General features: G+C 68.1%; 8 protein-coding genes and 2 CRISPR repeat arrays. Of the genes, 1 reads left to right on the plus strand and 7 read right to left on the minus strand.

The window, feature by feature from the left end; all coding sequences use genetic code 11:
- Window positions 1-5 precede the first annotated feature (5 nt).
- Complete coding sequence (locus tag IEY87_RS19735) at window positions 6-467, minus strand: cupin domain-containing protein (protein ID WP_189140151.1); 462 nt, start codon at window positions 465-467, stop codon at window positions 6-8.
- An 84-nt stretch (window positions 468-551) separates the two neighbouring features.
- Here IEY87_RS19735 and IEY87_RS19740 point away from each other — a divergent pair, with 84 nt between their 5' ends.
- Entirely contained in the window at window positions 552-1,208 is a 657-nt protein-coding gene (locus IEY87_RS19740; protein WP_189140152.1) for a TetR/AcrR family transcriptional regulator, read from the plus strand.
- Window positions 1,209-1,424: 216 nt separating this feature from the next.
- Here IEY87_RS19740 and IEY87_RS19745 read toward each other — a convergent pair whose 3' ends face one another.
- The 6 genes from IEY87_RS19745 to cas2 all read right to left on the minus strand — a co-directional run bounded on the left by IEY87_RS19745 (window position 1,425) and on the right by cas2 (window position 10,760).
- Window positions 1,425-3,923 carry an FtsX-like permease family protein gene (locus IEY87_RS19745; protein ID WP_189140153.1) on the minus strand — a complete coding sequence of 833 codons (2,499 nt, stop codon included), beginning with the start codon at window positions 3,921-3,923 and terminating at the stop codon, window positions 1,425-1,427.
- A complete protein-coding gene (locus tag IEY87_RS19750) occupies window positions 3,920-4,690 on the minus strand; it encodes an ABC transporter ATP-binding protein (protein WP_189140154.1) in 771 nt (256 codons plus the stop codon). The genes IEY87_RS19745 and IEY87_RS19750 overlap by 4 nt, the downstream gene beginning before the upstream one ends.
- A 148-nt stretch (window positions 4,691-4,838) precedes the next feature.
- Window positions 4,839-5,504: a response regulator transcription factor gene (locus IEY87_RS19755; RefSeq protein WP_189140155.1), complete on the minus strand. Its 666-nt coding sequence runs from the start codon at window positions 5,502-5,504 to the stop codon at window positions 4,839-4,841.
- The gene (locus tag IEY87_RS19760; RefSeq protein ID WP_189140156.1) at window positions 5,501-6,721 is read right to left on the minus strand and encodes a sensor histidine kinase; all 1,221 of its coding nucleotides are present in this window, start codon (window positions 6,719-6,721) and stop codon (window positions 5,501-5,503) included. Before IEY87_RS19760 ends, IEY87_RS19755 begins: the two co-directional genes overlap by 4 nt.
- A 402-nt stretch (window positions 6,722-7,123) precedes the next feature.
- A CRISPR array of direct repeats spans window positions 7,124-7,690; the repeat unit is 30 nt; unit sequence GTTGAGACCCCTCGTAGGGGCGATGAGGGC.
- 268 nt (window positions 7,691-7,958) lie between these two features.
- The gene (locus tag IEY87_RS19765) at window positions 7,959-9,434 is read right to left on the minus strand and encodes an SAVED domain-containing protein (RefSeq protein ID WP_189140157.1); all 1,476 of its coding nucleotides are present in this window, start codon (window positions 9,432-9,434) and stop codon (window positions 7,959-7,961) included.
- A 44-nt stretch (window positions 9,435-9,478) separates the two neighbouring features.
- Window positions 9,479-10,363: a CRISPR direct-repeat array (repeat unit 30 nt; unit sequence GTTGAGACCCCTCGTAGGGGCGATGAGGAC).
- Between the two features lie 133 nt (window positions 10,364-10,496).
- The gene (gene cas2, locus IEY87_RS19770; RefSeq protein ID WP_189140158.1) at window positions 10,497-10,760 is read right to left on the minus strand and encodes a CRISPR-associated endonuclease Cas2; all 264 of its coding nucleotides are present in this window, start codon (window positions 10,758-10,760) and stop codon (window positions 10,497-10,499) included.
- Between the last annotated feature and the right edge of the window lie 6 nt (window positions 10,761-10,766).

Here is a 10,766-nt window from a genome sequence, read left to right on the forward strand (position 1 = left end):
GGCGGTTACCGTGCGAATTCGGTGGATGGTTCGGTGGCGTAGTTCTTCCAGATCGGCGCCATGGTCTCGCGTGACATGGGCTGCCCGGACTCGACCATGGCCTTGAGGTCGCGGAAGTACTGCACGTACAGATCCGGCGTGAAGGTGGTCAGCATGACCGCCGGGTCGTCGCCCATGTTGGCGAAGGTGTGCGGTGCGCCCGGCGGGACCGTGACCCAGGTGCCGGGACCGACGTCGTGGTTGTCCGTCCCTATGGTGAACCGCACGTTGCCCGAGAGCACATAGAAGCCTTCGTCGTGCTGTGCGTGGCGGTGTTGCGGAGGACCGGGAGTGTGCGGGGGAATGACGACTTCACCGATTCCCAGGCGGTGATCGGTGTTACTGCCGTCTTCGAGGATCCGGATCTGCGACGGACCGTTGGCGATGAGTTCGCCCTCGCCGGGGCCGACGATCGATACCTCAGCCATGGGGAAGCCTCCTGATGTGATTGCATCTTGTGCAATCACTGTAGCACCGGTGACTGCACATTGTGCAGTCGCTAGACTCATGGCATGCCGCGATGGAAACCGGACGCAGTCGAGCGCCTGCAGGCCGCCGCGTTGGAGCTCTTCGACGAGCAAGGGTTCGAGCGCACGACGGTCGCCGAGATCGTCCAGCGGGCGGGGCTCACCCAGCGGACGTTCTTCAACCACTTCGCCGACAAGCGCGAGGTGCTGTTCGGGTTGAGCGCAGAGTTGCAGCAGGAGATCATCGGCGAGATCGCGGGCGGCGACGACACCTTGCCGCCGCTCGACGCCGTCGTGCGCGCGCTGGAAGTCGTCGCCGACAAGATGCTGGAGAATCGCCGTGCCGTGGTGACGCGCCGTTACGCTGTCATTGCCGCCAACCCGGAGTTGCAGGAGCGCGAGCTCAGCAAGAACGCCGCGCTCACCGAGGCCATCGCAGCCGTGCTGCACGCGCGGTGCGGTGATCCTGAAACCGCGTTCCTCGCCGCCGGTGCCGCCATGCTCGCGCAGCAGGCGGCATTCCGGAAATGGACGCGACCGGGCGAGACCCGAACCTTGCGCGATCTTCTGCCGGACGCGTTGCATTCTCTGCGCACGACCGTCAACCAGAACTCGGTCGACCCCAACCAGAACTCGGTCGACCCCAACCAGAACTCGGTCGACCCCAACCAGAACTCGGTCGACCCGCCCCTCCCGACTTGACGGCACTGCCGACGCAGCTTGACGGCACCGCCGACGCAGCGTCGTCCACGTCGGCTCCGCATCACGGCCACCTGGGACTTACTCGTCCAGCTCTGCAAGGGGATGCCGTCTCGACAAAGGACTACGGTTCCCATAAGGGTCGAAAGCTGGGCACCGATCGCAAGAGGTCCGCCACGATCGAGGCCCGCGCGGTCACGTTTTGCGAGGCCCGCGCGGTCATGTCTCGGCGAGGGCCTCCACCGGCGTCGCCCGGGCCGCCCGCCGGCCGGGCAGGACCGAAGCGAGGATACCGGCGACGACGGCCACGACGGTGACCCCGAGTGTCTGCGACACCGACATGGCGAACCGGATGTTCTCCAGGCTCAGTTCGCGGCTGACCGCGTAGGTGCCGACCCAGCCGAAGAACGTCCCGGCGGCGATGCCGACGGCGGCACCGGCGAGACTGAGCAGGGCCGCCTCGATGGCGAGCATCCAGCGCAGCTGCCGACGTTGCAGCCCGAGGGCGCGCAGTAGCGCGGACTCGCGGGTACGTTCGAACACCGACAGGCCGAGGGTGTTGCCGACGCCGACGAGCGCGATCAAGACCGCCACCGCGAGCAGCATGGTGGTCAGCGCCAGCAGCCGGTCGAGGGCCGTGTGGTAGATGGCCTTCCCCGTCAGCCCACCGCCGATCTCCGCGCCGGTGAGGGGTTCGACGACGGTACGCAGCCGCGACCGCAGCTCGGTGATGTCGGCCCCCGGCCGGGCCTTCGCCCACACCGTGCTGACGGGGGCATCTCCGTCGAGGGCCGAGAGCACACGGGGCGCGACGATCAGCCCGTCGGTGGGTGCGAGGTGGTCCCCTTCGACCGGTAAGGTCACCGACCCGGACCGGCCGGTGACGGTGACCGAACTGCCGTCCCGGATGCCGGCGTCGGCCAGTAGGTACGGGTCGGCGAGAATGACCCCGGCGGTGATCGGCGGGCGCGGTGCCGACACGATGGCCATCGCCTCGACGTCGGGACTCAGCGCCCGGACGGGCTTCGGCTTCCCGCCGCCTTCGAAGGTGACCCGCGCCGACCGTACCCCCGTGGCGTCGGAGATCCCGGCGACCGCGGAAATGTCGCTGACCACGCCGGCCGGCAGCGGCCCCTCGAACATCGACACGGTGACGTCGACCGGGAAGCGGGCGTCGAGATTGCTGTCGACCGTCGCATTCATGCTCGCGGCGCCGACCTGGAGGGAGACGACCAGCCCGACGGCGAGCATCAGCGCCGCGCCGGTCGCGGCCGCCCGGCCGGGATTGCGCAACGTGTTGTCGGTGGCCAGCCGCGCGGTCGGGCCGGTACGGCGGAGGGTCGAGCCCAGGCCGCGCAGCAGCGCGGGCAGGTACAGCCCGATGGCGGCGAGCAGCCCGACGGCGCACACGAACGACCCGCCGACGGAGTACAGCAGCGCGAAAGCGGTGCCGGTGAAGCCGAGGCCGATCGCGGCCAGCCCGAGCGCGACCAGGGCCAGGGGCGCGGCACGACGGACGAGCGACGTCCGGCGCCCAATCGCGTCGCCGGCGACGGTGCGGAGCGCGTCCAGTGGCGCGATCATGGCCGCCCGTCGCGCCGGCACCAGCACCGACAGCACCGCGATCGCGACCCCGACGACGGCGACGGCGATCACCTGCCCGGCAGGCACGGCGAACTGCCCGCCCAGCACGACCGCGACCACGGCCGAGAGCGCCACGCCGAGCCCGACGCCGAGCAGCGACCCGGTGACGCCGATCGCGGTCGCCTCGACGAGCAGTCCGCGCCGGATATGGTCGCGCTGGGCGCCGACCGCCCGTAGCAGCCCGATCTGCCGACGCCGCTGTGCGACCAGGATCAGGAACGTGTTCACGATCATGATGCTTCCGACCAGCAGCGCGACCGCGCCGAACACCAGCAGCAGAAGTAGGAAGATGGACACGCCCTGGGTCCTCTGGGAGATGATGCGCTGGACCATCCCCGAGGACGTCTCCACCCGGTTGCCTCCGGCCACCGCCGTGACCCGCTCGGCGAGCCGCTCCTGCGAGACCGTGCCGTCGCCGATGACGAGGATCTCCGTCTGCCCCGACGTGTGGATCGCGTCGGCGACGGTGTAGAACGACGGTGCGACGAAGGAGCTCAGGGCCAGCCCGGACAGCAGAGTGTCGCCCTCCTGGGTGAGGCCGGTGACGGTCAGCGTCGCGGACGAACTGCTGCCGTTGATCGTGTTGCTGTCGTTGATCGTGACCCGGTCCCCGACGCGCAGGTTGAGCTGCCGCGCGGTGACGTTACCGAGGACGATCTCGTCGGGCGTCCCGGGCCAGCGCCCCTCGGCCAGGTCCGTCCAGCGCAGCTTCGGGTTGGCCGGGACCGACTGCTGCTGCACCCAATCGGAGGCGCCGGTCACCCATCCGCGGGACAGGAAGCTGAGGTCGGCCGAGGCGACCCCGGCCACGTCCGTGACCCTGGCGACCAGATCGGCCTGCGCGGCCGGGTCGTCGGTGCGGACGGTGACCACGACGTCCGTCTCGGAGACCCGGGCGATGGTGCTGTGCTCGAACGTCGCCGTCTCGCCGGCGAGGATGGTCACAGAGGCGGTGAGGTAACCGACGCTGATCATGATCGCGACGATGACGGCGATCACGCGGCGCGGTTTGTGGCGCAACTCGGCGAGCGCGTTGCGGGTCATGGGGAAGCGGGTCTGGCGGCCGGTGGTCATGCGGCGAGCCTCCGTATCGCTCCCAGGACCGCGTCCGCGGTGGGGTCGTTCAGCTCGTCCACGATCCGACCGTCGCTGAGCAGCAGCGCCCGGTCGGCGTAGGAGGCGGCGATCGGGTCGTGGGTCACCATCACGATCGTCTGGCCCAGCTCACGGCAGGAGCGGCGCAGGAAGGCCAGCAAGGTCGCCGCGGTGTGGGAGTCGAGGGCGCCGGTCGGCTCGTCGGCGAAGACCACCTCCGGTCCGGTCACCAGGGCACGCGCGATCGCGACCCGCTGCTGCTGCCCGCCGGACAACTCGGCGGGACGGTGGTCCAGACGGTCGCCGAGACCCAGCGAGTCCACGACGGTGGCGAGCCGGGCGGGGTCCGCCGGACGGCCTGCGAGATCCAGCGGCAGCAGGATGTTCTGCACCGCTGTCAACGTCGGAAGCAGGTTGAACGACTGGAACACGAACCCGATCCGGTCCCGCCGGACCCGGGTCAGCCGCCGGTCGTCGAGCGTGGAGATGTCCTGGCCGCCGATGTACGCCTGACCGCTGGTGGGCCGGTCGAGCCCGGCCAGGCAGTGCATGAACGTGGACTTGCCGGAGCCGGACGGGCCCATGACGGCGGTGAACGTCCCGTGCCCGAAGTCGGCCGTGACGCCACGCAGCGCGGCTACGGCCGTGTCGCCGGTGCCGTAAGTCTTGGTGAGGTCCCGTGCGGCGGCCGCGGAGGTCGCGCCCTGCGGCTCTTGGCGGTCCACGGCGGAGCTGTGTGCGGTCATGAAAACCCTGTCTGTCGCTGCCGATTCCGTCGCGCCCCAACGTACGAAGCCGCAGGCGGGAACGGATCGGCCCACGGTCCGGTCTTCGGATCGGCCGCTACGACCGTGGTCGTAGGACTGCGGCGTCGTGGGAGGACAAGTCCGGAAATTACCGGCGGTCCGGTGTGGCCACGCCGGCCTCGAACGCGAAGAGCACCAAGGCGACCCGGTCGCGGCACTGCAGTTTCGACAACAGGTTGCCGATGTGGGTATTCACCGTGCCCTCGGCCAGATGCAGCCGGTCCGCGATCTCGGCATTGGTGGCACCGGACGCGATCGCGTCGAGCACCTCGACCTCCCGGGGCGTGATCAGCCCGAGGCGTTCGTCGGGGGCGGCCGGCCCGCCCGGCAATCGGTCGACGAAGTGGGCGATCAGCCGCCGGGTCGCGGTCGGCGCGACGACCGAGCCGCCGGCGGCGACGCCGCGGACCGCCGCCAGCAGCTCCTCCTGGCGGGAGTCCTTGAGCAGGAACCCCGCGGCACCGGCCCGCAGCGCCGCGAACACGTACTCGTCCAGATCGAACGTGGTCAGGATCAGGACCCGGGCCGGGTGTCCGAGCCGGGTCAACCGCCTGGTCGCCTCGACGCCGTCCATGACCGGCATCCGGACGTCCATCAGCACCACGTCGGCGGCGACGCCTTGCAGCTTCGTGACGGCTTCCCGGCCGTCACCGGCCTCACCCACCACCGTCAGGTCGTCCTGCGCCTCGATCATCATCCGCAGCCCGGCGCGGACGAGCCGCTGGTCGTCGACGAGGAACAGGCCGAGCGTCATCCGCCCGCCGATCCCGTCGTACGGTGCGCCGGAAGGACCGCGTGCACTTCGAAGCCGCCGCCGGCGCGAGGGCCCGCGGTCAGGGTGCCGTCATGCAACTGGACCCGCTCCCGCATCGCCGCCAGGCCCGTGCCCCGGCCGTTGGCGACCGACGCCGCACCGTACCCGTCGTCGCGCACGACGAGGTCGATCGCCCGCTCGCCGATGTCGAGCCGTACGTCGACCGCGGCGTCGGGTCCGGCATGCCGCAGCACGTTGGTCAGACTCTCCTGGACCAGGCGGTACACCGTCATCCCGGCCACCGGGCCGACCTGCCGCCGGTTGCCGGCGACCCGCAGCCGGACCCGGCCGTCGAGCCGGGACACCAGCTCGTCGATGTCGCCGATCCCGGGCGCCGGTCGGTAACTGGCTCCCGATCGGTCGGCCGTCGCGGGTCCGTCGCCGCGCAGCATCGCGACCAGCTCCCGCAGATCGTCGAGGGCCTCCCGGGCCGTCTCGGCGATGGTCTCCAGAATCTCCGGAGCACGCTGCGGGTGCCGCGCCGTCAGCGCCCGGCCGCCCTCGGCATGGACCGCGATGACCGACAGCGAGTGCGCGACGATGTCGTGGACCTCCCGGGCCACCGCGGTGCGTTCCTCGGCCGCCGCCGCCTGGACGGTCCGTTCGTGCTCGGCCAGCGCCAGCCGCTGCCGTTCGGCCTGTTCCCGCTCCCGCCGCGCCCGAAGCTCCTCCTGCTCGCGGGCCCGCCGGCCGACGACGAACGCGGCGACGACAACGGCGCCGTTGCCCGCGATCGAGGTCACCCAATCCCTCAGGGTCGGCGCTTCCGGCCGGCCGATCAGCCACCGAGCCGGCCCGACCACCGCTCCGATCAGCCCCACCACCAGCGCGGCCCGGGCCGCCCCGATCCTCGACCAGCGGGCCAGGCTGTGCACCACGACCGGCACGGCCACGACCGACAGCGTCGGATCAGCCAGCACCACGACGTGAACCACGCCCGCGACGCCCGACACGGCCAGCGCCGCCCACGGGTAGGTGCGGCGCAGCACCAGAGGGGCGCACATCGCCACGACGAGCACCGCCTGGGGCAGATGCGGGTAGACGGCGATACCGGCCGCAGCCAGCCCGACGGCGAGCCGGGCATCACGGAGCAGCCGGCCGACGGGGTGGGCGTCCCGGAGCAGCCGGCCGAGGGCGGAGCGGTCCGGAGAAGGCATGACGCCTACCACCGTAGACGGGACCGAAGCCGCTGCCATCCGACCACGGTCGTAGTCAGTCGGCTGCAACGTATGTGCGTCCAGGAGCACGAATCCGAAGGACAAGGGCGAGGTGTACGGCCAGCTCGGCTTGCACCTGACCGACGAACCGGCCGGTAATCTGGCTAACCCGCTCCGACCGACATCCTCTAGAGACCACGCCATACGATGATCAAGGATGGTTGCAGCAGACCTTAAAAGCCTGAGCGATCGCCAAGCCGCTGGGCAGATCCCCACCTGGGCTTTCCAGGGGGTTGGCCGACACCGAGGGGTGGCAGACGCAGAACCGCCCCCAATATCAGCGGCCCGAGCCCTCGATGAGGACAAGATCGTGCAGGGGTACGCGGAGGAGCTCGGGAACTTGTTGAAACTCCTCGTAGGGGTGATGAGGACAACAGCTCGGCTACGGCTACGCTACGGCCAAGGCGTCGGGTTGAGACCCCTCGTAAGGGCGATGAGGACCGCTCGCAAGGGCTGGCTACCGCCGCAGGATGAGCGTTGACACCCCTCGTAGGGGCGATGAGGACGGTGATCGCGTTGGCCGCGATAGCGCCAGCCGTGATGTTGAGATCCCTCGTAGGGGCGATGAGGGCGCGATGAGGGCGGAAGCGCCCGGGGTGAGCTTCAGCTGAAGGAGGTTGAGACCCCTCGTAGGGGCGATGAGGGCCCGGGCCTGCCGCGCCGAGTACAACGCCCAGGAGTACACGTTGAGACCCCTCGTAGGGGCGATGAGGGCGCGCCAACCTACAGCCCGTACGACTACGCCATCCAGTTGAGACCCCTCGTAGGGGCGATGAGGGCCCTGGCCGAAGAGGAGAAGTCACCCGCCACCATGTTGAGACCCCTCGTAGGGGCGATGAGGGCCCGCAACCACACCCTCCGCCTCCCCAAGCCCTGGACGTTGAGACCCCTCGTAGGGGCGATGAGGGCCCTAACGTAAAGTCACAGCTCAGAAGCCCTTTCAGGTACGTCAAGCGGGGAGGGTTTGCAGTGAACCTCCGGTCGTGCAGAAAAGCCGGGAGGTTTGCTGCAATATCCTTGATCATTTTGTGCTTCGCGCTCTCTAGAGGGTGGAGCAAAGACCAACGTGCATCTGAGTTGGGCGAGGCAAGAAGAGGGGCAGCTTCTTGATCAACACAACACCGTTGCCCTCGCTGTCTATGGCTTCAGCGCCCTTGGCCTTCTGTGGTTTGACCGTCTATGCGTCGATGGAGAACGCCGCGGTATAGCCGTGGCCTGAGCCAAGATCCTCGTACACGGTGGTGGGCGCGACGCGGTTCCACCGGTGGCCAAGCAGCAGGGCGAGGCCTCCAGGGCCGGCGAGGAAGAGGTGTACCCGCTCGGCTGGTGTGCTTTCGAGCTGTGCGCGGACCGCGTTGCGCAGCGATTGCGCGTATGCAACGGCTTGACCAGGGCCGGCCACCGACTGATCATTGGGGCCTTCAGCGGGTGTGAGGGCAAGTAGGGATCGGACGGGAAGGTTCGTAGCCTTCACGAAGGCGGTCACTGCTGGGACCGGGTCGTCGGTCATGCCGATGGCGACTGCCAGGTGGTTGCCTGCGTCGATCGGGACGAGTGAGCGCTGGAGATCCGGGACTGCGATCCGCGGAGCATTGGAAGCCCAGGGCATGCCGAATCGGACATGGCTGACGTTTGTTCCGGTTACCTGTGCCAGTCGGGCACCCACCGTGAAGAAGGTGGCTTGTCGCATTGCGCCGCGGACGACAACATCCTTAAAGCCTTGGGAGCGGAGGCGCGCTACGGCGTCATCGATATCGTTGCTCATGGCAGCCCAGTCGGCGGGGTCACGCGGTTGGCGTCTGGTCGGCGGTGAATCTTCCTCATACAAGTCGACCCAGTCCAACGCCACCGTGGCGTCGCCGGGATTCGGGTCGCGGTCGATGGCCTGTATGAGGAGCACCGCGCGTGGGTCGTCGGAGCGTAGTCGCATACGTTCGACCTCCATGGTGATGTCGTCGAGGGTGATTTCTCGGCGGCCTTCGAGAACCCAGTCAGTGACGATGCCGATGCCGCGATCAAGGGCGTCGGCGTCGCCGAGGAGTCCGTTTGCCAGCATGAGGCTCTGGGCTCGGTCTCGCTCGCTGCTGATCGACAGGCCGGGCTTGAAGTGGAGCGAGTCGAGCATGTCGAGGACTTCCCCGCGGGTACAGCTCAGGTGCTCTGCCCATTCGTTCAGACGTGCATCAGCGGCCGAGCCTGGTGTCAGCAGGCGGGCAGCGGGATTGAGCAGGTCAGTTCGACCGTCCAACAGGCTGAGCAGGGGATCGCCTGGGTCGAGGACGCGGTTGGTGACCAACTCCATGACCGGCGGGTCTCCCGCTGTGGTGAGTTTCTTCCAACTGTGGAAGAGCTTCTGCAGCAGCGACTTGCTCTTCTTGGTGTCTTGTTTGGTGAGGTAGGAGTGGTCGATCATGTTGGTTGGATTGGTGGTCCATTTGACCTGGGCATAGTGGTGCCGTCCGCTCGCGGAACGAAGGACCACGTCGTCTATGTTTCCGACGCCATTGACCTCGATTTCCAGTCGCTGAATGTCGTTCGTGGGGTGCATGACGCGCATGGCGGCGCTCCACCCGATCAGGTCCTGGTAACGGTCGCCGGAGCGGCGAACGCCGCTGCGAGAGTTGGGGCCGGTGGCGGGTCGCAGTACGGTCATTGGGCCTCCTGAGGCGAACTGGGTGACGCTGAGCGGCAGGTCCATTTGAGACCCCTCATAGGAGCTACGAGGACGTGACGCTGGACATCACGGGCGGCATCGACATCCGGATGTTGGAACCCCTCGTAGGGGCGATGAGGACATGGCACAAAACTTGCCCAGCGCCGAAATCCGGACGCGTTGAGACCCCTCGTAGGGGCGATGAGGACGTGTACGACCAACCGCCATGGTCGTCCACGTGCACGTTGAGACCCCTCGCAGGGGCGATGAGGACCCTCTGATGGTCGCGAGCTTCCGCTCCGTCTCCACGTTGAGACCCCTCGTAGGGGCGATGAGGACCTCCTCGTCAAGTAGCGAAAGGACTGATCATGAGGTAGAGACCCCTCGTAGGGGCGATGAGGACCCGGTACGGCCGCCGCGCCGCGCGAGCCGGTCAGGTCGTTGAGACCCCTCGTAGGGGCGATGAGGACGATGTCCATGTGGGGCAGCGTCGAAACGGAGTCGTTGAGACCCCTCGTAGGGGCGATGAGGACGACCGGCTACAGCGCCCAGTCGTTCGGCCTGTCCGGGTTGAGACCCCTCGTAGGGGCGATGAGGACTCAGATTCCAGCGAATCGCCTTCATGAAGATGGTGTTGAGACCCCTCGTAGGGGCGATGAGGACCTCCATCAGCTCCGCAGACTCGGCCTCGATCATGCGTTGAGACCCCTCGTAGGGGCGATGAGGACCGGATGTCCTTCTCGTGGCGGGCGCGGAAGGCGAGTGGTTGAGACCCCTCGTAGGGGCGATGAGGACCCTCGCCGTGCCCGCCGTTCTCCCTATCCACATCAAGTTGAGACCCCTCGTAGGGGCGATGAGGACGAGCGGGAAGGGCTGGTCGTGACGAAGCAGGTGCCTCGGTTGAGACCCCTCGTAGGGGCGATGAGGACCCCAAGGTAAAGCCACAGCTCAGGAGCCTCTTTAGCTTGGCTTATCGGGCATGTTTTGCAGTGAACCTCCGGTCGTGCAGGCGAGCCGGGAGGTCTGCTGCAAAAATCCTTGATCATCATATGGTCGTGGTCTCTAGAGGATGTCGCTCGGAGCGGGCTGGCCGACCCCCCACTCCTGCCGCTCAGGTGTCGTCCCAGGGGGAAAGGTGAAGACCAGCACGCTGTCGTACCCAGCGTCGATCACCTCCTTCACCTGATGATGGAAACGTCGTAGCTGCGCCGGGCTGAGGCTGCCTTCGAAGACGCTGCGCTGCACGTGGTGCAGGTACTGTCGGCACAGCCTCAAGATCGCGGCGTTCCGTATGGCGAGGGTGTCGTAGACGACCACGACGTACATGTCGCG

Source organism: Nonomuraea glycinis (assembly GCF_014646515.1).
Taxonomy (GTDB): Bacteria; Actinomycetota; Actinomycetes; order Streptosporangiales; family Streptosporangiaceae; genus Nonomuraea; species Nonomuraea glycinis.

Excerpts from the sequence above, each read along its gene's own strand:
- IEY87_RS19765 (WP_189140157.1), bottom strand. The coding sequence starts at position 9,434 with ATGACCGTACTGCGACCCGCCACCGGCCCCAACTCTCGCAGCGGCGTT.
- IEY87_RS19760 (WP_189140156.1), bottom strand. The coding sequence starts at position 6,721 with ATGCCTTCTCCGGACCGCTCCGCCCTCGGCCGGCTGCTCCGGGACGCC.
- IEY87_RS19755 (WP_189140155.1), bottom strand. The coding sequence starts at position 5,504 with ATGACGCTCGGCCTGTTCCTCGTCGACGACCAGCGGCTCGTCCGCGCC.
- IEY87_RS19750 (WP_189140154.1), bottom strand. The coding sequence starts at position 4,690 with ATGACCGCACACAGCTCCGCCGTGGACCGCCAAGAGCCGCAGGGCGCG.
- IEY87_RS19740 (WP_189140152.1), top strand. The coding sequence starts at position 552 with ATGCCGCGATGGAAACCGGACGCAGTCGAGCGCCTGCAGGCCGCCGCG.
- cas2 (WP_189140158.1), bottom strand. The coding sequence starts at position 10,760 with ATGTACGTCGTGGTCGTCTACGACACCCTCGCCATACGGAACGCCGCG.
- IEY87_RS19735 (WP_189140151.1), bottom strand. The coding sequence starts at position 467 with ATGGCTGAGGTATCGATCGTCGGCCCCGGCGAGGGCGAACTCATCGCC.
- IEY87_RS19745 (WP_189140153.1), bottom strand. The coding sequence starts at position 3,923 with ATGACCACCGGCCGCCAGACCCGCTTCCCCATGACCCGCAACGCGCTC.